The organism is Glaciecola nitratireducens FR1064, assembly GCF_000226565.1.
GTDB classification, from domain to species: domain Bacteria; phylum Pseudomonadota; class Gammaproteobacteria; order Enterobacterales; family Alteromonadaceae; genus Glaciecola; species Glaciecola nitratireducens.
In genome coordinates, this window is sequence record NC_016041.1 from 2,569,775 (window position 1) to 2,594,431 (window position 24,657).

General features: G+C 43.7%; 21 protein-coding genes and 3 tRNA genes. 2 read left to right on the top strand and 22 right to left on the bottom strand.

What is annotated here, in order from left to right:
• Positions 1–6 precede the first annotated feature (6 nt).
• From GNIT_RS11075 to GNIT_RS11105, 7 genes are all read right to left on the bottom strand, one after another.
• On the bottom strand, positions 7–291 hold the full coding sequence (locus GNIT_RS11075) for an OadG family protein (RefSeq protein ID WP_014109298.1): 285 nt from the start codon (positions 289–291) through the stop codon (positions 7–9).
• Between the two features lie 404 nt (positions 292–695).
• Positions 696–772 (bottom strand) — tRNA-Arg (locus GNIT_RS11080).
• A 23-nt stretch (positions 773–795) separates the two neighbouring features.
• Positions 796–872, bottom strand: a tRNA-Arg gene (locus GNIT_RS11085).
• Between the two features lie 34 nt (positions 873–906).
• A tRNA-Ser gene (locus GNIT_RS11090) sits at positions 907–999 on the bottom strand.
• A gap of 193 nt (positions 1,000–1,192) precedes the next feature.
• Positions 1,193–1,390, bottom strand: coding sequence for a carbon storage regulator CsrA (csrA, locus tag GNIT_RS11095; protein WP_041246403.1), 198 nt, complete (start codon positions 1,388–1,390; stop codon positions 1,193–1,195).
• A gap of 214 nt (positions 1,391–1,604) precedes the next feature.
• Positions 1,605–4,196 (bottom strand): alanine--tRNA ligase, encoded by a 2,592-nt coding sequence (alaS, locus tag GNIT_RS11100; RefSeq protein ID WP_014109300.1) that lies wholly within the window; start codon positions 4,194–4,196, stop codon positions 1,605–1,607.
• A gap of 118 nt (positions 4,197–4,314) precedes the next feature.
• The gene (locus GNIT_RS11105) at positions 4,315–4,758 is read right to left on the bottom strand and encodes a regulatory protein RecX (protein ID WP_041246404.1); all 444 of its coding nucleotides are present in this window, start codon (positions 4,756–4,758) and stop codon (positions 4,315–4,317) included.
• Between the two features lie 37 nt (positions 4,759–4,795).
• Here GNIT_RS11105 and GNIT_RS11110 point away from each other — a divergent pair, with 37 nt between their 5' ends.
• Both GNIT_RS11110 and GNIT_RS11115 read left to right on the top strand, forming a co-directional pair.
• Complete coding sequence (locus GNIT_RS11110) at positions 4,796–5,992, top strand: GNAT family N-acetyltransferase (RefSeq protein WP_014109302.1); 1,197 nt, start codon at positions 4,796–4,798, stop codon at positions 5,990–5,992.
• 220 nt (positions 5,993–6,212) lie between these two features.
• A complete protein-coding gene (locus GNIT_RS11115; protein ID WP_014109303.1) occupies positions 6,213–8,297 on the top strand; it encodes a M13 family metallopeptidase in 2,085 nt (694 codons plus the stop codon).
• 137 nt (positions 8,298–8,434) lie between these two features.
• Here GNIT_RS11115 and GNIT_RS11120 read toward each other — a convergent pair whose 3' ends face one another.
• The 15 genes from GNIT_RS11120 to flhF form a co-directional block, all read right to left on the bottom strand.
• Positions 8,435–9,040, bottom strand: a complete 606-nt coding sequence (locus tag GNIT_RS11120; protein WP_014109304.1) for a DUF938 domain-containing protein — start codon at positions 9,038–9,040, stop codon at positions 8,435–8,437.
• 42 nt (positions 9,041–9,082) lie between these two features.
• Positions 9,083–11,764 (bottom strand): methionine synthase, encoded by a 2,682-nt coding sequence (gene metH / locus GNIT_RS11125; protein ID WP_014109305.1) that lies wholly within the window; start codon positions 11,762–11,764, stop codon positions 9,083–9,085.
• A gap of 8 nt (positions 11,765–11,772) precedes the next feature.
• Positions 11,773–12,834: a homocysteine S-methyltransferase family protein gene (locus GNIT_RS11130; RefSeq protein WP_014109306.1), complete on the bottom strand. Its 1,062-nt coding sequence runs from the start codon at positions 12,832–12,834 to the stop codon at positions 11,773–11,775.
• Between the two features lie 118 nt (positions 12,835–12,952).
• The gene (locus tag GNIT_RS11135; protein WP_014109308.1) at positions 12,953–13,882 is read right to left on the bottom strand and encodes a homoserine O-succinyltransferase; all 930 of its coding nucleotides are present in this window, start codon (positions 13,880–13,882) and stop codon (positions 12,953–12,955) included.
• A gap of 233 nt (positions 13,883–14,115) precedes the next feature.
• Positions 14,116–14,610 (bottom strand): DUF2802 domain-containing protein, encoded by a 495-nt coding sequence (locus GNIT_RS11140; protein WP_014109309.1) that lies wholly within the window; start codon positions 14,608–14,610, stop codon positions 14,116–14,118.
• 147 nt (positions 14,611–14,757) lie between these two features.
• A complete protein-coding gene (locus GNIT_RS11145; RefSeq protein WP_014109310.1) occupies positions 14,758–15,249 on the bottom strand; it encodes a chemotaxis protein CheW in 492 nt (163 codons plus the stop codon).
• 44 nt (positions 15,250–15,293) lie between these two features.
• The gene (locus GNIT_RS11150) at positions 15,294–16,088 is read right to left on the bottom strand and encodes a chemotaxis protein CheW (RefSeq protein ID WP_014109311.1); all 795 of its coding nucleotides are present in this window, start codon (positions 16,086–16,088) and stop codon (positions 15,294–15,296) included.
• A complete protein-coding gene (locus GNIT_RS11155; RefSeq protein WP_014109312.1) occupies positions 16,078–16,848 on the bottom strand; it encodes a ParA family protein in 771 nt (256 codons plus the stop codon). The genes GNIT_RS11150 and GNIT_RS11155 overlap by 11 nt, the downstream gene beginning before the upstream one ends.
• A gap of 31 nt (positions 16,849–16,879) precedes the next feature.
• The gene (locus GNIT_RS11160; RefSeq protein WP_014109313.1) at positions 16,880–18,004 is read right to left on the bottom strand and encodes a protein-glutamate methylesterase/protein-glutamine glutaminase; all 1,125 of its coding nucleotides are present in this window, start codon (positions 18,002–18,004) and stop codon (positions 16,880–16,882) included.
• 60 nt (positions 18,005–18,064) lie between these two features.
• Complete coding sequence (locus GNIT_RS11165; RefSeq protein WP_014109314.1) at positions 18,065–20,269, bottom strand: chemotaxis protein CheA; 2,205 nt, start codon at positions 20,267–20,269, stop codon at positions 18,065–18,067.
• A gap of 12 nt (positions 20,270–20,281) precedes the next feature.
• Positions 20,282–21,040, bottom strand: coding sequence for a protein phosphatase CheZ (locus GNIT_RS11170; protein ID WP_014109315.1), 759 nt, complete (start codon positions 21,038–21,040; stop codon positions 20,282–20,284).
• Between the two features lie 30 nt (positions 21,041–21,070).
• Positions 21,071–21,454 carry a chemotaxis response regulator CheY gene (cheY, locus tag GNIT_RS11175; protein ID WP_014109316.1) on the bottom strand — a complete coding sequence of 128 codons (384 nt, stop codon included), beginning with the start codon at positions 21,452–21,454 and terminating at the stop codon, positions 21,071–21,073.
• 51 nt (positions 21,455–21,505) lie between these two features.
• Positions 21,506–22,234 carry an RNA polymerase sigma factor FliA gene (locus tag GNIT_RS11180; RefSeq protein WP_014109317.1) on the bottom strand — a complete coding sequence of 243 codons (729 nt, stop codon included), beginning with the start codon at positions 22,232–22,234 and terminating at the stop codon, positions 21,506–21,508.
• Between the two features lie 11 nt (positions 22,235–22,245).
• Positions 22,246–23,097, bottom strand: a complete 852-nt coding sequence (locus GNIT_RS11185; RefSeq protein WP_014109318.1) for a MinD/ParA family ATP-binding protein — start codon at positions 23,095–23,097, stop codon at positions 22,246–22,248.
• Positions 23,094–24,641: a flagellar biosynthesis GTPase FlhF gene (flhF, locus tag GNIT_RS11190; protein ID WP_014109319.1), complete on the bottom strand. Its 1,548-nt coding sequence runs from the start codon at positions 24,639–24,641 to the stop codon at positions 23,094–23,096. The genes GNIT_RS11185 and flhF overlap by 4 nt, the downstream gene beginning before the upstream one ends.
• Positions 24,642–24,657 lie beyond the last annotated feature (16 nt).

The window sequence follows — 24,657 nt, forward strand, 5'->3', positions numbered from 1 at the left end:
TGTTCCCTATGATTTTAAAGTTGTGTGTCTGTGCGTGTGCACGGCTGCAGTAATCGCTGCCGCGACTTGAGGGCTCACTGACGCAGGTAATGTGTTCTTTGCCGCTTGATTCGATACAGCGCGTTTTTTTGGAGTGCTAGGAGAAGCTTCTTCCGATGGATATTTACGACAAAACCAAGCAATCGCATGGATGCCGCCGATAAGTAACACCAAAAAGGCAAACACGACAGACATACCAACAGCCAGTAAAACTGCTGCTTCTATCAATTGGCCGGTCATTTGTGATGACATAATGTCCCCTTAAAAAATGCACCCAAAAATCTGGATAGGATAAATAGCACGCTGCGAAACGAATTACAATCGAAACAGCCTTCATATGCATACTATCAACAACATTATGCACTTTAGTTCATAAATTGTTGATTTTTATTCATTATTCACGAATTTCTAACATTTTCATAAACGGCGCGTTGGCGTTGCATCAATAGAGCGCGATATGTAACTAAAAGAGATGGGCTGCCCCTGTGTTCTCGCAAACGCGCTGTTCGTCATCCTGATCGCTCACACAGCACATCCTGTGCTGTGAAGGTTTGCGAGAACACAGGGGCAGCCCATCTCTTTTAGTTACTTTTTTAAAGCAAAAAAAAACCTTAGTTAGCAACACTAAGGTTTTTTGTAAGCCCGAGGGCCTGATATGGCGCGCATGGAAGGATTCGAACCTCCGACCGCCTGGTTCGTAGCCAGGTACTCTATCCAGCTGAGCTACATGCGCAAAAACTCATTATCATCGATGTGTGGCGCGCATGGAAGGATTCGAACCTCCGACCGCCTGGTTCGTAGCCAGGTACTCTATCCAGCTGAGCTACATGCGCGTAGTTTTGTTTCACATTTAGACCATTAAAAAAATGGCGGAGAGAGAGGGATTCGAACCCTCGATAGGGCTATAAACCCTATACTCCCTTAGCAGGGGAGCTCCTTCAGCCACTCGGACACCTCTCCTAAATGTGGGGCGGAAGTTTAATGAATCGACAGTATAAGTCAATGCTTTTTTAGAAACTTCTTCGCTATTCTTAACCGATAGCCAGTTTTTTAACCAACACGCCTTCTTTTCGTACGATTAAATGCAAAAAACTCAGAATGACCTGAGTTTTTTTTCACCATTGATAAAATGGCAATTATGAAAATACCAACATTAGTCGTCGTTTCCGACAGCGGCTTGGTTGCCTTTTTCTGCTTGTATTCTCATATAAATCTCTTCCCTATGAACTGAAACTTCCTTGGGTGCGTTAACACCGATTCGCACTTGATTTCCTTTGACGCCTAAAACGGTCACGGTGACGTTATCACCTACCATTAAAGTTTCCCCTACGCGTCGTGTCAAGATAAGCATGTTGTCGCTCCTTTTAAGTTTAAATCCAATTAATAGCCGTCAATCTGAGTTCAGATATTAATTTGTACGACATTGACCATTAATAGATTTAAATATACTTCAATTGTTTGATTTTAGCTAAGAAAAATCTAATTAAATTTGTTTGATTTATAACCAAGCTAGTTATTATTTACTTTAATCCTACTTTTTTACCCACAATATTTCTCACAAAATCTTACATGCTGCTTTCAAGCCAACTTTTCACGGAGTCTAAAGCTTGTTCAAGATTTTCTGGTTGAGTGCCACCCGCTTGAGCCATATCAGGTCTGCCGCCGCCTTTTCCACCTACTTGACCTGCCATGTGATTGACAAGTTCGCCAGCTTTAAATTTGCCGACCAGGTCTTTTGTAACGCCTGCAATTAAGTTAACCTTGCCATCACTAGCAAGTCCCAAAGCAATCACACCAGACTGCAGTTGGTTTTTGAGGTCATCCATAATGCCTCGCAGTGCTTTCGCCTCGACACCTTGCATATTTGCTACTAGCAGCTTAACACCCTGTACATCGATTACATTGGACATAATGTCCTTGCTTTTTTGTCCAGCCATTGATTGCTTCAACTGAGCCAGCTCTTTTTCCAATTGCTTCACGTGTTGTAATGCAGACGATACTTTGTCTACAACAGAGCTCTTGTCTGATTTTAGAAGGCTAGCAACAGCGTGCAGTTTGTTTGACTCGTCATTGACAAAGTCTTGCGCAATTTGCCCTGTCGTCGCTTCGATACGTCTTACGCCTGAAGCAATGCCGCCCTCAGAAGTAATTTTTAACAAACCAATATCGCCAGTGCGAGCAACGTGAGTTCCACCACATAGTTCAGTTGAAAACTCGCCCATTTTCACAACACGCACTTTCTCGTCGTACTTTTCACCGAACAAAGCCATCGCGCCCGACGCTTTCGCTTCGTCCAGATCCATTAACTGCGTGCTTAACGCATTGTTCGAGCGAATTTCAGCATTGACCAGATTTTCAATTTCAATTAGTTGCTTTGCAGAAATAGATTCAAAATGAGAAAAGTCGAAACGCAGTTTTTCTGCATCAACTAACGAGCCTTTTTGCGTGACGTGATCACCGAGCAGCTTACGCAAAGCTGCATGCAATAAGTGTGTAGCACTGTGATTTGCTTTAATGCGGTCGCGACGCTCACCGTCGATCAGTAATTCGACCTTGTCTCCGACCTTAATAAGACCCTCAATTTTCACTCTGTGCGCAAACGCCGAACCCAGTTTCACAGTATCAACAACGGTCGCTTTACCCGTACTTGATGAAATGAGGCCAGTATCGCCTGTCTGGCCGCCTGATTCAGCATAAAACGGCGTTTTTTCAAGCAGTAACAATGCCTCATCGCTGGCTTCACCCACCGCTTTATTGTCAACAATGATGTCGACAACCGTCGACATGCCGCTGACTTCGCTATACCCGGTAAATTCAGTTTTATGTTCAACGCTTAAGACATTGGCATAGTCGGCACCAAATTTACTCGCCGACTGCGACTGTGATTTTTGCTGCGCCATGGCCGCTTCAAACCCCTCTTCATCAATCGTTAGGCCTTGTTCACGCGCAACGTCATTGGTTAAGTCGGCGGGAAAACCATAGGTATCGTATAACTTGAAGACGAGCTCACCGGGCACCTGCTTGCCTGATAATTCGCTTAAAGCATCATTTAATATAAGCATGCCGCGCGCTAGGGTTTTCGAAAATTGCTCTTCTTCAGTTTTGAGTACTTTTTCAACAACGGCTTGCTGCTGTTTCAGTTCAGGGTATGCCTCACCCATTTCGTCTACTAGCGTGTTTACCAGCTTGTAAAAGAAAATATCATTCGCGCCCAATTTGTAACCGTGACGCACTGCCCGACGAATAATGCGACGCAGCACATAACCGCGCCCTTCGTTAGATGGCATCACGCCATCACAAATTAAGAAACTGCAAGAGCGAATGTGATCGGCAATAACGCGAAGTGATTTATCCTCTAAATCCTCTGTACCGACAATTTTTGCTGCTGAGGCAATTAAGCTCTGGAATAAATCAATTTCATAGTTACTGTGCACATTTTGCAGGATCGCAGAAATACGCTCCAAGCCCATCCCAGTATCGATAGAAGGTTTTGGCAACGGCAGCATGTCACCATTTTGCTGACGATTGAACTGCATGAAAACCAAGTTCCAAATTTCAATAAAGCGGTCGCCATCTTCCTCGGCAGAGCCTGGAGGCCCGCCCCAGATATGTTCGCCATGGTCATAGAATATTTCAGAACACGGGCCACATGGGCCCGTATCGCCCATTGACCAGAAATTATCTGAAGTGGCAATACGGATGATTCTCTCGGCTGGAATACCTATCTTCTGTTCCCAAATATCAAAGGCCTCGTCGTCCTCATGGTAAACAGTAACCAGCAGCTTATCTTTCTCCAGACCAAGCTCACCGGTTAAAAATTGCCATGCAAATTTAATCGCCTCTTCTTTGAAATAGTCACCGAAACTAAAATTCCCCAACATTTCAAAAAACGTATGGTGTCTAGCCGTGTAGCCGACATTTTCCAAATCATTGTGCTTACCGCCTGCTCGAACACATCGCTGTGACGAAACCGCGCGAGTATAGCTGCGCTGCTCAGCACCTAGAAATACGTCTTTAAACTGATTCATACCAGCATTGGTAAACAGCAACGTTGGATCATCATGCGGAACCAGCGATGAACTGGGAACAAGTTGATGTTGATGTTGTTGAAAATATTCAAAGAAAGTGCGTCGTAAATCGGCTGTAGAGCGTACCATTAATGTTCCTAAATCGTTCTGAATGAGGGATAAATGCGAAAATATATGCGAAAACCAGAAGATAGCATGTAAACAGTGAGTTTGTTAAGCCTCTTGAGGCTGCAATTTACGTAAAGCGTCACTCAAATGCATATTTAATTTGCTCTTGCGCAAAACCACGGTACTGCAAAAATCGCATTTGCTTTTGTTTTGCAGTCCAGTCATCGGGCAAATCCTCACCAAATCGTTTCACTCTCACGGCTTTAGACGACTCAAACCAATCAAAATCATCATCATTAACAAGCTCTCTTACCAATGCAAAATCAATATTGTGATTATTCAATTCACGCTCTATAAAAACCGGGCCTTTGCCACGATAATATGCGCCTCGCACTACCGCCTCTGCGAAACGAAGGTCGCTCTGAATATCTTTTTCAGCAAACTTTTTAATTGTTTCGTCTATGATGTCCGCGCTTATTTCTAAATCTGACAGTTTTTTACGCAGCTCAGTTTGGCTATGTTCTCGGCGCGACAGCAAACGGGTTAGTTTGTGCCTAATGATCTTTGCATCGTTATCTGACATAGTGACTAACATTCTTCCCAATAATTAAATTTCAAATATGGCGTTAAGCTGGCAACCCATTCTCAGTGTAGATGATATAACTCAACAACAGTGGCGACAACTGTCCGATGATAATCCTGACTATTCAAGCCCTTTCTTAAGCTATGTATTTCTCAAAGGCTTGGAAATGTCAGGGTCTGTGGATGGCAAGACTGGATGGCACAGTTACCATATTGGTATTTTTGACAGCGTCGATGAAAATCAAATAGAAAGACTCATCGGCTTCATTCCTTGCTACTTAAAAACTCACTCCTACGGCGAGTACGTTTTCGATCACGCTTGGGCCAATGCATACCAGCATCATCAAGTTCCTTATTATCCCAAACTGGTAGCCTGCATTCCGTTCACGCCAGTCACCGGAAGTCGCATGTTAGTCGATGCCAGCAGCTCGCACTCGTTCGAGGAAATAACGCTATTTGTGCTCGCAAGCGCTGACAACATACTAGAACAAGCGCGCGCCTCATCCTTACATTATCTGTTTTTACCCAAATACCAAAGTGATCGGCTGGCTGAAGACAAGTTGTTGCAGCGCTTAAGTGTGCAGTTTGTTTGGCAAAATAAAGGCTATCAAGATTTCGATGCCTTTATGCAGCAAATGACCTCTAGGAAACGCCGTTCAATCCGCAAAGAAAGAGCAGGTGCTCTCGCAATATCTGAATTAGAAACCGTCATCATAAAAAGGTTAACCGGAGACTTATTGACAAAAGAGGTATTGGCCGACTTCTATTTGTGTTACCAGCAAACCTACTTAAAACGCAGCGGCCACGCTGGGTATCTAACCAAAGCTTTTTTTGATTACCTGCAAACGCACATGCGAGACAATATGCTGATTGTCATGGCTTATAACTCAGGAACGTGCATTGCGGCAGCGTTGTTTTTTTATAACGATGAGCAATTATTCGGACGCTATTGGGGCGCGCTTCAAGACGTGTCAGGCCTGCACTTTGAATGTTGTTACTATCAAGGCATAGAGTTTGCGATAGAAAAGCAACTTCGCCAATTTAATCCCGGTACGCAAGGCGAACATAAAATACTCAGGGGCTTTGAACCTACATTTTGCTATTCAAACCATTATTTACAGCACCCCGACTTTCAGGCTGCAGTAGATGATTTTCTGCAACGCGAAAAAATTGGTGTCCAACAATATAAGCTGCAGGGCGAGAGTGTTCTGCCCTTCAAGCAAGTAGAAAAGTGAACCTATTTGCGAAGTTATCACTACAAGTAAACAACTTTTACGTTTCTGAAACAAAAAGTAACGATTTAGTTACGGACTTAAGCGTTCATGATCATTAAGATGTTGGCGCAACAGTAGCGATAAGGTAGTTTTATCGACTGATATTTTACTGTTGTTACCCGTGTAACATCAAATTAAATCCCAAATAATAAAAATAATTTAAACGACAAAAAGGTAAACCATGAAAAAGTCAATTTTAGCCTTGGCTATCGTCAGCAGCTTTGTGCTTGGCGCTTGTGATTCAACGAAAACAGACGAGGCGGTTGCTAAACAAGCAGCAAAAGATAGTAAAGAGCAATTAAACACCCAACCAGAGTTAGGTTCATTTGGTGTTGAATTAGCTGCTCGTAATGAAGCAATTAAGCCCGGCGATGATTTTTTCATGTACGCAAGTGGCACTTGGTATGACAATTTTGAAATGCCTTCTGATAAAACACGTTATGGCGCGTTCTCTGTACTCGCCGACCGCAGCGAAGACCGTGTGAAACAAATTATCGACGATATCAGCCAAGCAAAAGATTTGTCCTTTGAAGAGCAACTTATTGCTAACTTTTACAACGCATATATGGATGTTGAAACAATCAACGCAAAAGGGTTACAACCGATAAAGCCTGTTTTAGACCAAATCAATGAAATAGATTCAGTGATTGATTTGACCTCTATGTTCGGCAATTCTTGGCTCACAGGCGTTTCTAGCCCGATCAATGCTGGACTTGGTTTTAACCGTTTAGATCCAAATGAATATCAATTGTCTGTAGGCACAGGTGGTCTTGGTTTGCCAGACCGCAGCTACTACTTAACCGATACCGAACGCTTTACGACCATTCTTGCTGCATATAAAGAAAACATCACTAAGGTACTGACACTTGCTGGCGTTGAAGATGCAGCAAATAAAGCAGATCAAATCATTGCATTAGAAACAAAAATAGCTGAAGCACAATGGCCTCGTGAACAACGCAGAAACCGTGACCTAACGCTCAACCAAGTAAGCCGTGCCGACCTTTTGAAAGACTATCCAGGCTTTGATTGGGACACTTATTTTGCGTCTTCAGGTTATAAAATCCCAGCGCTGAACATTACTCAGCCAGACCCCGTTAAAGACATGATCAAATTAGTCAATGAGCAACCTTTGTCGGTTTGGAAAGACTATTTAACCTATCATGCTGTTAGCAACAACTCAGATATGCTTTCTGAGGAAATTTACCTCAGTAATTTTGAGTTTTACGGAACAGTGTTGAATGGCCAGAAAGAACCTAGACCACGTTGGAAGCGCGCTATATCTCAGATGTCGGGGACACAGTCACTCGGCTTCGCTATTGGTAAAGTTTACGTAGACAAATATTTCCCTGAAAGTTCTAAAGAAAAGATGGCTACCTTAGTAGAAAACTTGCGCAAAGCACTTGGTGAACGCATAGACAGTCTTGATTGGATGGGTGCAGAAACTAAAGTTAATGCGAAAGACAAGCTAATGGCTTTCCGTCCCAAAATTGGCTACCCAGACGAATGGCAGGGTTTTGAAGGCATTTCTATCAGCGATGAAGATGTATTAAGCAATGTACAAAACTTGCGCAAATTCTTCCAAGCGCAAAGTGTTGAGCGTGAATTGCTTAAAACAGATAGAGAACGTTGGGGAATGGCTCCTCAGCAGGTAAATGCCTACTATAATAGTTCATTCAATGAAATAGTATTCCCTGCGGCTATTTTACAAGCGCCGTTTTTTGATCCAAATGCTGACGATGCCGTAAACTATGGTGCAATTGGAGCTGTAATTGGACACGAAATGGGTCACGGTTTTGATGACCAAGGTTCAAAGTCAGATGCGAACGGTATTCAACGCAACTGGTGGACAGAGGAAGATCGTGCCGCTTTTGATGAGAAAGCCGACAAGCTTGCTGCCCAATACAGCGAATACGAGCCGATTCCAGGTAACTTTGTAAATGGTCGCAACAGCTTAGGCGAAAACATTGGCGATGTAGGTGGTTTGGCAATGGCTTATCATGCATACCAGCTATCACTGAATGGCAAAGAAGCACCTGTTATTAACGGCTTGACCGGCGACCAGCGTTTCTTTTTAGCGTGGGCACAAGTGTGGCGTGAAAAACGCACTGAGCAAAGTATGTTAAATCAGCTTCGCGCAGGCACTCATGCACCAGGTCGATACAGAGCGCAAGCTCCACGAAACCACGATGCATGGTACAAAGCCTTTAACGTGCAGCCGGGTGATGCGCTTTATCTTGCGCCAGAGGACAGAGTGCGTATCTGGTAGTTATACTAAAACAGCAGTGCTGGTATTAGCGACTCTTGTTTGGTAAGAATGCGTATTTAGTGAGAGTACGCATTCGAAAAACAAAAGCCCCATCGTTTTAATGAAACAATGGGGCTTTTTTATTGCTCTCATGCATCTTATTTAGTGCGCCAGACCAACATCATATTATTCGCCGGCATATCAAGTTTCTCGCTCAGCGCTAACTGCGGCGCCCAAGAAGCAAGCTGCTCTATATCTCGATAGCCTCCTCGCCCGTTTGCAATCAGTTTTTCATGAAATTCTTGATTGCTTTCACTCGTAAACTTGCCATCCACAATAAATGGCCCGTATTGGCAAAATACGCCGTTATTTGGTAAATGTTGAGCAACTAGCTGCATTAACACCTTAATCTCGTGTTCAAGCATTATATGCGCTGTATTTGCGGTATATATGCCATCGAAAGGCTGTAAAGTATTTGGTGCTTTACTTATCCACTCATCACGGGCGAGTTTTAAAGTGAACGGGCGATGCAGGTTTTCACTTGGAATTTCATCAAGCCACTGATTAATACCCTCGTGATAATCTTCAACATCAGAACAATGCCACTGTAAATGCGCCAAATTAGGGGCAAAGTACACAGCATGTTGGCCCGTACCCGAACCCACTTCTAGCACGTTGTGAACGTTTGCAAACGCTTTTTTAAGCACCTGTAATATCGGTTCTTTGTTATTTTCACACGCTTGGCTAAACGGCTTCGGTTCCATTTCTTATCCTAGTTATACAATTCCTAGTTAGGTAATTCACAGTTAAGCATTCAAATTCGGTAGTAACCACTTTTCAGCCTCGGCCTGCGTCCAAGACTTGCGCTGCGCATAGTCTTTAAGCTGGTCCTGTTGAATTTTTGCAACCGCAAAATAACGCGCTTCCGGATGCGCAAAATACCAACCTGAAACCGATGCGCCTGGCCACATAGCGTAACTTGAGGTTAACTGCATGCCAATGCTTGCCTCAACATCGAGCAAATCCCAAATTAGCTGTTTTTCTGTGTGTTCTGGGCAAGCGGCATAGCCAGGTGCAGGACGTATCCCTTGGTACTTTTCACCAATTAGCGCTTCGTTATCTAAGCTCTCATCTTTGGCATATCCCCATAGCTCTTTACGCACTTGCTGATGCAGGTATTCCGCAAATGCTTCGGCGAGCCTGTCGGCAATCGCTTTACTCATAATTGAGTTATAGTCATCACCGTCGTCTTCATAAGCTTTGGCTAATTCATCTTCACCGATACCAGCAGTCACCGCAAACGCGCCCATATAATCAGTGCGACGCTGGGACAACGGCATGACAAAATCACTCAAACAGTAATTTGGACCTTTTGGCTTATGTGTTTGTTGGCGCAGATGATGTGCAACGCCTATCTCTGTGCCTGTTATATTCTGAACATCAGTATTTTCTGATGATTGAGCGTCATCAGCCCCAACATGAGAATCCGCACTAAACACCAAAACATCTTCGCCTTGGGAATTAGCAGGAAATATCCCGACTCGCCCTTTCGCTTTAAGCTTTTTATTCGCACACAAACTATCGAGCATGTCATTCGCGTCTTTGAATACGCTTTTTGCTTCTTCCCCGACAATCTCGTCATTGAGAATGCGAGGGTATTTGCCTGCAAGTGACCACGTTAAGAAAAACGGAGTCCAATCAATGTACTCTCTCAGCGTATTTAAGTCCGCTTCAACGGTCTTAACACCCAAAAAGTTTGGTTTTGCTGGTTTATAGCTAGCCCAGTCACAGCTAAATTTATTGGTTTTTGCATCACTAAAGTTAATCGCTTTTGTACGCGGTGTTTTCTTTGCGTGGGCAATACGCACCTTTTCATACTCGGCTGAAATTTGCTCAGCATAAGCACCGCGATGCTCTTTTGAAATAAGCTTCTGGCATACGCCAACAGCACGACTCGCATTGGGAACATACACCACCGGATGATCGTAATTTTGTTCTATCTTCACAGCAGTATGCGCTTTTGATGTTGTCGCACCGCCAATGAGTAGCGGTAAATCCATTTTCAAGCGCTGCATTTCTTTTGCTACTTGCACCATCTCATCTAATGAAGGTGTTATAAGACCGGACAATCCAATCATGTCGGCATTTTCGTCTTTAGCTACCTGCAAAATTTTTGCTGCAGGCACCATGACGCCTAAATCGATAACTTCAAAATTGTTACACTGCAGCACAACGCCAACAATATTTTTACCGATATCGTGCACATCGCCTTTAACGGTCGCCATGATAATTTTACCGTTGGAACTGCGCACGCCTGATTTTTCAGCTTCAATGTAAGGCTGCAAATGCGCCACGGCTTTTTTCATGACGCGTGCCGACTTCACCACCTGCGGCAAAAACATTTTGCCTTCGCCGAACAAATCACCAACAACGTTCATGCCATCCATCAAAGGACCTTCAATAACGTGCAGTGGACGCTCAGCAGCAAGACGAGCCTCTTCGGTATCATCAATAATATAGTCAGTAATGCCTTTGACTAGAGCATGTTCCAAGCGTTTACTGACGGGATACTCGCGCCAAGCTAAATCTTCTTTCGCGGCGGCTTTTCCGTCGCCTTGGTACTTAGGCGCTAATTCAAGTAATTTATCAGTAGCATCGGGATGACGGTTGAGAATGACATCTTCAACGGCATCACGAAGCTCTGTAGGGATCTGATCGTACACTTCTAGCTGACCCGCATTCACAATCCCCATGTCCATGCCTGCACGAATTGCGTAAAACAAAAATACGCTGTGCATCGCTTCACGCACGGGGTTGTTGCCACGAAACGAGAATGAGATATTAGACAAGCCTCCAGATACATGACAATGCGGCAAGTTTTCTCGAATTTCGCGGGTTGCTTCTATAAAGTCCACGGCATAATTATTGTGTTCTTCAATACCGGTAGCCACCGCAAATATATTGGGGTCGAAAATAATGTCTTCGGGCGGAAAGTTAAGCTTATCCACTAACAATTTATAGCTGCGTTTACAAATTTCGAACTTGCGCTTTTGCGTGTCTGCTTGGCCTTTTTCATCAAACGCCATTACCACCGTTGCTGCACCGTAGCGTTTAATCTTTTTCGCCTGTGCCAAAAACAGCTCTTCGCCCTCTTTTAAGCTAATGGAGTTAACAATTGCTTTGCCTTGAACACACTTTAATCCCGCTTCGATAATTGACCATTTAGAGGAATCAATCATGATCGGTACACGCGAAATGTCAGGCTCGGATGCAATTAAGTTCAAGAAGCGCACCATCGCCGCTTCTGAATCCAACATGGCTTCATCCATGTTGATATCGATAATTTGAGCGCCGTTGGCCACTTGCTGGCGCGCAACGTCCAAAGCAGCTTCAAAGTCGTCTTCCATAATCAGACGTTTGAACATTGCCGAACCGGTTACGTTGGTTCGCTCACCTACATTAATAAAACTTGAAAAATCAGCAGTCACAACACATCCTAATGAACAAAGGGCTCTAAGCCGGATAAACGCATTTTAACTTCGATGTCAGGTATTTGACGCGGCGGCAAACCAGATACCGCCTGGGCAACTTGTCGAATATGCTCCGGCGTGCTGCCGCAGCAACCACCTAAAATATTCACAAGGCCTGATTGTCCCCATTCTTTTAAGTGCTCGGAAAGCTCTTCTGCTTCCATGTCGTATTCGCCGAACTCATTGGGTAAACCCGCATTCGGATGAGCAGACACATTGCACTGCGCAATACGCGCAATTTCAGCCACATACTGACGCAGCAGGTCAGGTCCCAACGCGCAATTCAAACCAACAGAAAATGGATTAACGTGGCGCATTGAATAATAAAACGCCTCAGAAGTTTGTCCCGATAAAGTGCGTCCGGAAGCGTCTGTAATTGTTCCTGAAATCATCACGGGTAGGATGATACCCAACTCTTCAAATACTTCTTCTACTGCATACACTGCAGCTTTTGCATTTAAGGTGTCGAAAATAGTTTCAACAAGTATGATATCTACTTTTCCCTCGATGAGAGCATGTGTTGATTCTTTGTAGGCTTCAACAAGCTCATCAAAGTGTACATTGCGCTTACCAGGGTCGTTAACGTCGGGTGAAATAGACGCGGTGCGGCTAGTTGGACCAATAACCCCAGCAACAAAACGAGGCTTATCCGGCGTTTTCGCACTATATTCATCAGCCGCTTCTCGCGCTAATTTAGCTGCGCTTAAATTAATTTGACGAGATTCATCCTGCATATCGTAATCTGACATTGAAATGCTCGTAGCATTAAAGGTGTTGGTTTCAATGATATCAGCACCTGCAGCAAGGTATTCTCGGTGAATGTTTCTGATAATGTCTGGCTGCGTTATAGACAATAGGTCATTATTCCCTTTCACATCACAATGCCAATTTTTATATTGTTCGCCGCGATATTCAGCCTCATCAAGTTGACACTTCTGTATCATGGTACCCATGGCGCCATCCAGTATTAATATGCGCTCTCTAGCTATGCTAGTTAAGAGGTCTAGGTTATTTGTGGTTTTGCTCACAATCTCTCTCTTTTCTGTTGCAATGTTTCACCGCACGTTTCTTTTGTATTTATCAAGTGTTTGCTTATCGACTTTGCAAATAGCATTTTATTGCTCTCGTTAACGCTTGTATTTGAGTCTAGCATTCACGTCGTCTAAGTGTGCTTAAATCGTAAGGTGTATTTTGATAAACATAGTAATTAAGCCAATTCGTTAATAGTAAGCTGCCATGTGACTTCCAGCGCACTATTGGTTCCTGACTCGGATCGTTGTTAGTAAAATAGTTACTTGGAACAACAGGTTCTAGGCCTGCCTCTACATCACGTTCATATTCGAGCGCTAGTGTATTTGGATCGTATTCCGGATGACCGGTCACGAAAACCAAACGACGATCATCAGTAGCGCTAATGTAGGTGCCTGCAACGTCTGATTGCGCCAATACCTTTAAGCCAGGTACTTTTTCATAATCTTCGAGCAGGATTTCACCAACTCGACTATGCGGTGCCCAAAAGTGCGGATCAAAACCACGCATTAACTCATCGTTTGCTTGTACTACATCATGTTCGAACACTCCCGATAACTTATTGGCTCGCAATTGACGCTGCACACCGTAAAAATGATACATTGCAGCATGAGCAGCCCAGCATAAAAAGATTGTCGACTGCACATTTTCTTGCGCCCAATCTAGCAGCTCGGTCATCTTATCCCAGTACTTAACGTCCTCATATTCGAGTAGTCCAAGAGGCGCACCGGTTACAATCCAACCATCATAGTTTTTATCCGATACTTCGCTAAACTCATGATAGAAAGCGTCCATATGCGACTTCGGGGTATTTTTCGGCGTTGTCTCATCAATCCGGATTAAGTCAACGTTAATTTGAATCGGCGTATTTGATAATAATCGTAGAATCTGAATTTCAGTTTCAATTTTATTCGGCATTAAATTCAATATCCCAACTTCTAGCGGACGAATGTTTTGGCTAGCAGCGCGGTTACTGTCCATGGCAAAGATGTTTTCTTGCAGTAGCACATCTAAAGCTGGCAGATCGGACGGAATTTTAATGGGCATTAATACCACCTGTCTTTAAATCCATGCTCGTTTCAAAGGCATGTTTTATTATCAACGTGGTTATCATTGTGGCGATATCAAACGAAAAGTCAACATCTTTACGTCTAGACGTCTAATTAAAATTAACGTGAGTACAAGAATTTGGACTCTATTTGCTAAATGAAAATCTGTGCACACTTATTTAAGGATTGCTCAGCATGCAGATCAGCGTTGTGGTAAACCCCTTTAGAGGTTTATTTGCGCGCTTTTTCCTGAAATCCCATTAACACCTCTACTTCGGCTTTCGGTAGGTCGCAGGCGTCGATGATTTCATTGATACTAGCACCAGATGCAACGAGACTGTGCGCCTTCGCATACATTTTTGCTGCAGGGTCTTGTTGAGAAAGCTCATCAATTTGTGCCATCAACTTATCAATATCAAATTTAAGCGCTTCTATTTCGGCCGCATGGGTTTGCGTAATATTCGCTGTAAAAGCAGAAACCGCACTATCCAACTCAATGGTAAGTCTTTGTTTGTTTTGCTCATATGAATCTTTTTGGATTTGCTCTAAAGCGTATAGCTTGGATTGATGAGCTTCATTGGTTTTATAGAGGCTATTGATAAGTTCGAGCGCTTTGTTCAACCGCAGGCTAAGCTTTCTATTCGACTGAATAGCAATTATCGCAATCCCTAAGCCAACAAAAGATATACAAAGGAGCACCATGTTGATCATTGAAATTTCTTGCATTGAGACACTTTCTTATTTGTTGTTAGTACATGCAAATGTAACGCATTCCCGCAAATAAATACAAAAATACCGTGACGAGGCACGGTATTTTTTACATTGATTGGGCTGCGCTGCTGAAAAGAAGCGCCCTGCAGTTTGCACAAAGTGTTATAAACTGCTCATTTCGTCCCATTCTTCGTCACTCAATAACTTATTGAGGTCAACCAAGATAAGAAGACTTCCGTTTCTATTGCTTACGCCTTGTATAAACTTAGCGCTTTCTTCGGTCCCTACATTTGGCGTGCTATCAATTTCAGATGAGCGTAAATAGACAACTTCAGCGACACTATCAACGAGAATCCCAACCACTTGCTCATCCGACTCAATTATGACAATACGTGTATTGTCAGTTATGTCTGTTGGTGGCAAACCGAAGCGCGACCTAGTATCAATGACAGTAACGACATTACCGCGTAAGTTGATAATCCCAAGCACATAATCGGGGGCACCAGGAACTGGCGCTATTTCTGTGTAACGCAAGACTTCCTGAACTTGCATAACATTGATCCCATAAGTTTCCTCATCTAGGCGATAAGTTACCCATTGCAACACCTCATCATTTGGGTCGCTAGCGGCAATCTTTGTTCTATCTTGGTTCATTTAATTTACTCCGTCACACAAGGTATTTTTCTGTTTGTTAAACGTCACTTGCTGCCTAAACCTGCTTTAAGCATTTCAACAAGTTCCTCAACATTAATTAAAGCACACATTCTTTCTTTTACCATGCCTGCCAACCACGGCCGTTTACCTGAATTATTTCGCCACTTCACGTCAGACTTATTCAGTTCAACGGTATTAACCAACTTTTCGCAAGCAAGGCCCCAAGGCGTTTTACCCAAGTTAATCAAGAATCGATAATTCAAATCTTCTGCCATCTTTTCGTCGTATTTCTCTGGCATCACCCATCGAGCAGAGTCTACGACATTAAACTTATCTTCATTTTTCAACATGACCCCCATAAACCAGTTCGGTTTTCCGATTAGAGGCGCGATTTTCGTGATTTCATGTATTCCGCCTAACTCAATCAACGGAACGGCTAACGTTAAGCCGGCTACTTCAAAAAACAGCGCTTGAAAACGCTCATCGAGCGAATCTTGCAAACTTGTTGGTGCCGAAACTTCCAACCTACTTGTCTCTGTTTCGACCTGAATTTGAATTTCTTTATCATCTTGTTCAATTATCTGCTGCTGAAAACCTAAATTTGTTGTTTCTGGTTCAACTATCGCCTTTAAAAACGGCTCAGGTGACTGCTCAGATTTTATTTCCGTATTTTTTTCAAGAAGCCTATTCAGTTCCTCTTGTCGCTTTTCACTGGCTTGATCTAACAATTTTTGCGCAGCAGCTTTATCAAAAATAGATTCAGGAACTGATTCAGTTAGCAAATCAGCGAGATAATCCTCTACCACGTTTTCTTTGGCAAATTCATTCTTATCCTTCATTTGCAATGTCCTTCAAAAACTTCTGGTAGGCAAAAACCCCTCTGCATTTTGGCGCGAAAAGAGAGGCTGGCACCTGCGCTTGACTGGCGTCTCGGAACTTAGTGTCAACTGGGATGAATCCTCTCCACAGTTGCTCAGGATAATCCTCAGTCAGCGTTGTATAAGCCTGAATTGTTGCGTTTACGCGCCTATCAAACATAGTAGCGATGATACTTATAGGAATGTTTTCTGGCATTGTTTTGCGCATAATCTTGAGGGTACGCATCATTCTATCCAATCCTTTAAGAGCCAAGTGCTCTGTTTGCACTGGCACGATGATACGGTTGCTGCAAGCAAGCGCATTTACCATAGACACACCTAATATGGGAGGGCAATCGATCACTACATAGTCAAATTGACGTTTAATAGACGCAAGTGCCTTTTTCAGTATCAAACCTTTGCCACTTTCCATGCCCATTTTACGATCCAATGTGGCTAGCGCCATGGTCGCAGGCAGGACCATCAAACCAGGTACCTTGGTTAAGCAGAGGCAGTCTAGCAATGCTTGGCCTTGGTATTTTTCTGGCTGAGCGAAAACATCATAAATACTGTTATCGAGGGTCTCTGAATCAATTCCAAAATAATAACTTAGGCTAGCGTGAGGATCTGTATCAACAAGCAAAACTCGCTCGCCCTGCTGCGCTAAAAGCCCACCAAGCGTAACGGCCGTCGTTGTTTTACCAACGCCGCCTTTTTGATTCGCGACTGTCCAAATATTCAATTGCTTACTAACTCATTATTGCTGGGTTGGTTCACAGGTTCATTTCTGTGATGATGTGTCGGGCAATGTTTTCCAATGGAATAACTCTATCACAACTTCCTGATTCTGCGACGGCTTTCGGCATGCCGTAAACAACACTCGAATTTTCATCTTGGGCCCAAATTGTTGCCCCTTTCGCTTTTAACAATTTAGAACCCTCGGCTCCATCAGCTCCCATTCCGGTCAATATGATGCTTAGTACATCACCAGAGAATGCCGAAACTAGAGACTCCATCGCAAAATCGATACAGGGATGATAAATGAAGGCTCTCTCCTTCGGCGCGTCAGTTATGCTTATTTTAGCAAAAGCGCCAACGCCTGTGACTTGAATTTGCTTGCCACCCTGAGCGAGATAAATGGTGCCTTTTTCAAGCCTATCGTTATCTTCTGCCAGCTTCACTTTCAATTCAGTATACTTGTCGAGACGCTCTGCAAAAGCAGCTGTGAACGTGCCTGGCATGTGTTGAACGAGTATCACTGGACAAGGAAAATGATTCGGCAAGTCGCTGATCACTTTTTGCAATGCGACAGGGCCACCCGTGCTAGCACCAATGAACAACAGTTTATAGCGTTTACCCGATGCAGGTAACGGGGACACCGACGGCTGAAGTTTAGTGAATGCAGGTTGCCTTGCTGGAAAGTTGCTATAATCTGGTTTGTTTGTTTGAGCTGGATCGGGTGTAATCCTAGCTTTTATATCACTATTGGGGCCAAGCCGACGACTGCGTGCTAACGCTTTTACCCGTCGTTGAATAACTAGAATAGCTTCTGGCCTTTCACTGCTGATGTCGTCAAATTTTTTAGGAATAAAGTCAGCGGCACCGGCTTGCAAAGCATCAAGAGTGACCTGTGCACCTGCGTGTGTGAGTGAAGAAAACATTAAAATTGCGGTAGGCGCCGCCTGCATTATTTTGGCAACAGCGGTGATACCATTCATCACCGGCATTTCGACGTCCATTGTAATCACGTCAGGCTTGAGTTCTATGGCTTTTTGAACTGCTTCTGCACCATTAACGGCATGCCCGACAACTTGAATACTGGGGTCTTGCTCTAAAACTGATGTTAAGCGACTTCGATAAAACGCAGAATCATCAACTATCAACACTCGATATGGCATCGTTTTTTGAGGCCCTTTTCCCTAATTCGAAATGGAGGCCTAGTTTGCCAAATGGCGCAACTAAGCGTATCTCTTCAATAAATTTGCAATGTCTAAAATTAGGGCAATGCCACCGTCCGAGGTAATCGTTGCGCCTGCCATGCCAGGAGTACCTTGCAATAAAGCATCTAGTGGCTTAATAACAACTTCTTCTTGACCAATCAGTGAATCAACTACGAAACCGACTTGCTTAGTACCTATTTGCATTACAACCACATGACCTTTCGAACGATCAACGTTCTGTGGTATGCGATTCAACCAGTCACCAAGGTAAAATAAAGGGATGGCTTTCGACCTAACAATCATCGTTAATTGGCCATCTACTTTGTGTGTCTTACCAATATCCATATTGATAATCTCACTAACAGCACCTAGCGGTAAGGCAAACGTTTGCGCGCCCACCACAATCATTAGGGTTGGCAGTATTGCTAGGGTAAGCGGAACTTTGATTGCAAGTCTGGTGCCCTTTCCAAGCTCCGAATCAATGTTAACTGAACCGTTAAGTTGGTTGATTTTAGTTTTCACCACATCCATACCAACACCACGGCCAGAAATATCACTAATTTCCACTTTAGTAGAAAAACCTGGAGCAAAAATAAGATTAAATGCCTCAACGTCTGACATTCTAGCTGCTGCATCAGCATCTAATACGCCACGATTAATCGCAATCTCTTTCAACTTTTCTGGATCCATTCCCTTACCATCATCGTCGATCGTAAGGAGGATATGATCACCTTCTTGGGAGGCAGACAGTTTCACCGTGCCCATTCTTGGTTTGCCTTGAGCCTCTCGCTCATCTGGCATTTCAATACCATGGTCAACCGAGTTTCTCACCAAATGCACTAAGGGATCAGCAAGTGCTTCAACTAAGTTTTTATCTAAATCGGTTTCTTCACCAACGAGTTCAAGCGTAATTTCTTTCTTCAATGTTCTCGCCAAGTCACGAACGACGCGAGGAAAACGACCAAACACTTTCTTAATAGGCTGCATGCGGGTTTTCATCACAGCACCCTGCAAATCACCCGTAACTACGTCAAGGTTAGCGATGGCCTTCGCCATGCTCTCATCAGCATTATTAATGCTCAAGCTTAATAAGCGATTGCGCACTAATACAAGCTCACCTACCATATTCATTATTTGGTCGAGTCTCTTAGTATCAACTCGAACTGTGGTTTCGGCTTGAGGTGCAGCACTCGCTTTCTTATCTTCTTTTTTCGCTGGCGGAGTTGGCGCTTTTGCTGCTGGCGCTGGCTGCGCCTTAGCAGGAGCTTTAGCAACAGGCTTTGCATCATCTTTTGGCGCGCTCGGCGCTTCAGTTTTTGGCGCTTCAGGTGCTTTCGCTGCCGTCTCATTAGCCACAGATGCAATCGGCGACTTACCTTCGCCATGCAGCTGGTCAAGTAAGGCCTCGAACTCATCGTCCGTTATTTCATCAGGGTTACTACTAGCGCTTTCGTTCGCGTTTTTGTCAGTGCTACTGGCGACGCTCTGGGCTTCATTCTTCTCTTCAGCCTTGAATTGTCCCTTACCATGTAAATCGTCCAATAGGGCTTCAAATTCGTCGTCTGTGATGTCGTCAGCGCCTGAGTTCGTTGCTGCCGGAGCTGGTATTGGGGTTTCAACACTGTCAGATTTGGAAGGCCCTGAGCTACCGTGGAGCTCGTCTAATAAAGCTTCAAACTCGTCGTCAGTAATCTCATCAATATTAGCGTCAGCAGGCGCTTCGCTATTATCAATTGACTCATTATTTATTTCATTGATTTCATTGATTTCATCTTCAGTGTCATCAGCCGCGAGTTCAGCAACGTCAGTGGCAAAGATATTTTCATCGGCAGTTTCTGGCTTACTTAGTTTGTGTAAAACGGCGATAAGTTCGTCAGGAGCCGCTTCGAGAGCTTCCCGCTGCTTAACTTTTTCGAACATTTCAACAACAACGTCAGTTGCTTGAAGAATGACATCCATTAACTCTGGGGTCAGTGTTCGTTGACCATTGCGCATAACGTCAAACACGTTTTCTGCGCCATGGCAGATATTAACGAGTTCTGTTAACGCTAAAAACCCAGCACCGCCTTTGACCGTGTGATAACCCCGGAAAATTGCATTAAGTAAATCTGCATCTTCTGGCTTATTCTCAAGATCAACAAGCTGTTCTTGGAGTTGTTCAAGTATTTCTCCGGCTTCCACCAAGAAATCTTGCATTATTTCCTCGTCAACTTCAAACGACATTCGTCGGCTCCCCTAAAACCCTAAACTTGACAGCAAATCGTCAACGTCGTCTTGTCCACTTACTACGTCGTCTCGTGTATCTGCATCGATAATTGGCCCTTCGGCTTTTACTGTATCGGTCTGTTTCTTAGAAGTTTGAGGATTATCTTCCTCTAGCTGCAATTCTCCGACATCACCAAATGCCGTGAGCATTGAAACAAGGCTATCTTCGACTTCTTTAACCAGTTCTATAACGCGACGAATAACTTGCCCAGTGAGATCTTGATAGCCTTGAGCCATCAATACTTCGGTAAGCAATGAATTTAACGTTGCAGAGTCTCGGCTTGCATCTGTTATTAACGTATCAAGTTCTAAGCACAGGTGCTTAAATTCGCCTAACTCAATTTGGCGACTCATTAGTTTTTGCCATTCAGGCATGATGTTATTTAAACGCTGGTTCAAACCTTCCGCAAGTGGCATGCACTTTTCAACAGCATCCATCGTGGTGTTTGCCGCTTTTTCCGTCTCTTCAATAACATAAATTAAACGAGAGCGTGCGTCGGGAATTTCGTCCTGCATCAAATTAGCGATGCGTTCATCTATTTGGAAGTTATTCAGTGAGTCATGCAGTTGGCGAGTCAATTTTCCTACTTCAGAAAAAAGCTCGGTTGACTCTCGCATGGTGATTACATCTACCAGTGCGTTCGCCTTATCGCGATCGCCTTTTTCAAGATACTCAACTAGTAGTTTCGCTTCTTCTAGCGAAACTAAGTCTCTTTCGGTCGTTGTCATTCAACGTTACCCCATTAAGAAATATCGCTGTTAACCTAGACGTTCAAAAATCTTTTCTAGCTTTTCTTTTAGCGTTGCAGCTGTGAACGGTTTTACAACGTAACCATTTACCCCCGCTTGCGCCGCGGCAACTATCTGTTCTTTCTTCGCTTCTGCAGTGACCATTAAAACAGGTAAATGCTTTAAATTATCGTCAGCGCGGATTGCGCGAAGAAGATCGATCCCTTGCATACCTGGCATATTCCAATCCGTTACAACGAAATCGAAATCACCTTGCACAAGCATAGGCAATGCCGTATTTCCGTCATCTGCTTCTTGAATGCTAGTAAAGCCAAGATCTTTTAACAAATTTTTAATGATACGCCTCATCGTTGAGAAATCATCAACAACTAAGATTTTCATATTCTTATTCAAAACTGCCTCCGCTGAGGTACAAATTAACTACAAAAATAAAACGGAGAAAACTTAGTCGGCTGTACGCCATGACTGCATTTTCGACTTTAACTTTAACATTGCTTGACTATGAATTTGACTCACTCGTGATTCACTCACCTCGAGCACTTCGCCAATTTCACGCAAGTTTAACTCTTCGTCGTAATAAAGTGAGAGCACGATCGCTTCTCGCTCTGGTAATGTTGTTATCGCCCGAGCCAGCGCTTTCTGAAATGATCCTTGCACCATATCTTCAAAAGGACTGTCTGCTCCTTTCGTTGCGTCGGTGGTAAGAACGTCTTCACTTACGCCCAGATCTTCGATTCCAACAAGTTTACCCGCGTTAACTTCATTCAACATTTGATGATATTCCTGCACCGACACTTGCAGCCTTTCAGCTACGTCAATGTCGCGTGCGTCGCGGCCGGTCGCTTTTTCCACATCAGAAATAGCTTGCGTTATTGCTCGACTATTCTTATGAACCGAACGCGGAGTCCAGTCACCTTTTCGAATTTCGTCAAGCATCGAACCGCGAATGCGAATACCGGCAAAGGTCTCAAAACTTGCACCCTTGGAGCCATCAAAGTTTCTTGCTGCTTCCAGCAAGCCAATCATCCCTGCTTGAATCAAGTCGTCCACGAGAACACTTGCTGGCAACCTTGCCATTAGATGATGAGCAATTCTTTTCACCAAAGGCGCATGCCGCTCGACCAGTTGGTTTTTATCAATTTGTTGTTGATAGACTGCCACTTTGTTACTCACTGATTAGTTACCTACTCGTTTCTCGATACTAACTGCTCAATAAAAAATTCCAAATGCCCGCCGGGTTGCGCCGGTATGGGCCAAGTCATGGACTTTTGAGCTAGGTTAGTTATCGCCAATGCCGCAGGCGATGATGGATATGCATCAACAATAGCAGCTTGTTTACGTACTGATTTACGAATATTCTCGTCGAATGGAATCACTCCCACCAACTCTAATGCAACATCCAAAAATCGCCCTGTCACCTTGGAAAGCTTACTAAACAGTTCTTTCCCTTCCCTTTCACTTCGAACCATGTTCGCAACGATTTTAAATTTAAAAACGCCGTGCTCACGGTTCAGTATTTTTATCAATGCATAGGCATCGGTCAGTGAGGTAGGCTCGTCACACACAACGACAAGAACATCTTGTGCCGCCCGAGAAAAGCTCATGACCATGTCAGAAATGCCGGCTGCAGTATCGATTATCAACACATCTATTTCGGTGCGCAACTCGCTGAAGGCTCTAATAAGACCAGCGTGCTCTGTAGGACCCAACTCAGCCATTGACTTTGAGCCTGAAGTGGCAGGCGCGATTTTAACGCCGTGAGGACCCGTTACTAAAATGTCATCTAAGGTGCATTCGCCTCTGAGTACATGTGATAAATTTTTATCTACACGCAGTCCAAGTAAAACGTCAACGTTAGCCAGACCTAAATCGGCATCAAGCACAAGAACACGCTTGCCTTGCTTGGCTAAAGAGATGGCTAAATTCAAAGACACGTTGGTTTTACCCACACCACCTTTTCCACCTGTGACCGCCATGACTTTAATTAATTTGGACTTATTCATTTTTCTTAAGCTACTCGCTTGATCTTCTATCATCCTGCTCTGACACCCTCATCAGAATTCAATGGGCTAGTATGCGCCAAAGCATACTTTTTATAAAGTTTTGACGCTACCATTATTAAATTTTTTGCATCGGCAAGTTTTATATCTTCTGGCACTCTCTGTCCATCCGTTACGTAGCTTAGTCTAAGGTCGTTTTCGATGACCACACTTAGGGCCTCTCCAAGACTATAGCACTCGTCTAATTTACTGAAAATGCAGCCTGTAAGGTTTATGTTCTTATACGCTTGTATGGTTTGATGTAACACCTGATACTGCGCGCCTGCAGGCAATACTAAGTATTTTTTAATGTTTGCCGTCGTTTCTTTTTCATAATCATTTAACTGTGTCACTAAACGAGCGTCACGTTGACTAAAACCGGCGGTATCAATAAGGACTAATTTTTTGTGCCTTAATTGATAAAGTATATGGGCTAACTCTTCAGATGTCTGTGCTTTTTTCACGGTACAGCCAATAATTTTACCGTATGTCGCTAATTGCTCAAAAGCCGCAATTCGATATGTATCTACAGTAATCATGGCGACTTCATTAGCACCATACTTCTGTGCAAATTTTGCGGCTAATTTTGCAACTGTTGTCGTTTTACCTGTGCCTGTTGGTCCGACCAAAGCAACAATACCTGACTGTTGCAAAATGTCGTTGCCGCCTATGTGTAGACGATTGGAAATTAGATTCAATAAGTAATCCCAGCCTTCTGTTTCAGTCGCTTGGGGTGGCAGAAAACTCACTAATTGCTCGACGAGTCTTTCACTGATCCCCATGCCTAATAACTTATTACCGAGAAAATAGTGTGTTGGGTTTTTACGTTTGCTCTTTTCATCACTCAAGCCATTCACTTGATATTGTAAAACATTACGAATAGAAGCCAGTTCTGATTTGATAAAATCAAGCCCATCATTTGAAGAGAAACTTTTGTCTTGGCTGAATAAATCTGACGCTTGGCTGTCGGCAAAGTCATGTTCCATTGAAAAATCATCCATCGGTTTGGTTACTGGAGTTCTTGCGTATTCATGGGTTAGTTCTGCCTCGCGACGACGCTTTTCTGCCTGCTGTGAATCGGCATAGGCTTGACTAACGCGAGGTTGATTTTGATTCACAGCTTGTGTCGGCTGCGGTGATTGAGCGCTACGCTGTTGTGAATACTGTTTGCTGTTTTCTTTATCAGTGTATTGCTCATTTTTGCGACCATAAGCCGCATTGGAAAGCGCTACACTTTCAAATCCATCGCTATTTTCGTCAACTAACTTACCTGCATGCTGTTTTTCCAGTAGTGCTTTGAGGCTATCAGGTCCATCATCACCAATTATTTCGCTCAGGGTTGGCGTATTTTTTGACCTTCTGCCTAAGCTTATTGTGGGAGCCGGTTTTGTCATTTCAGTCTCTTTATCCACTGCAGCAACAAGCTCTACGCCATCTGCTACCTTTTTATTAGACATAATAACTGCGTCGCCGCCAAGTTCGTCTTTCACTTGCTTGAGCGCTTCACGCATATCTTTGCCAAAAAAACGTCTAATTTTCATGATGTCCTCGTTAGTG